The sequence below is a fragment of the Lacinutrix sp. MEBiC02404 genome (genome assembly GCF_053601575.1).
In genome coordinates, this window is the sequence record NZ_JBSHNV010000134.1 from 1 (window position 1) to 338 (window position 338).

Below are 338 nucleotides of genomic sequence, written 5' to 3' on the forward strand. Positions count from 1 at the left end.
GAAACTATACTTGTTGCCATTCTTACGCTTAACGATTCTATCGGTCCAGATTTAACAGTTTGTACTACAGTTACAGATGCCTCTGTAGATTGTACAGCAGATGATAACGAAACTATTGCCGATGCTTGGAATACTGCTAACATACTTGCGCTTGAATCTTGTGGTTCAGATAGTTGTGATGCAGATGGTGTTTATAACGTAACTTCCAATTACGACTTCAACAACTTAAACGTAGTTTGTGGTCCTTGTGGTTCGCTTCCTGTTACCTATACCGTTGCAGATGATTGTGGTAATGAATCTACAATTACAGTAACGCTGAACTTCGGAGATGCTACTGG

The 338-nt window shown here is 39.9% G+C and carries 1 protein-coding gene; it reads left to right on the forward strand.

Translation table 11 applies throughout. The features are described from left to right. On the forward strand, positions 1–338 hold a 338-nt coding region (locus ACVCXO_RS03700; protein ID WP_452228247.1), incomplete at both ends, for a hypothetical protein.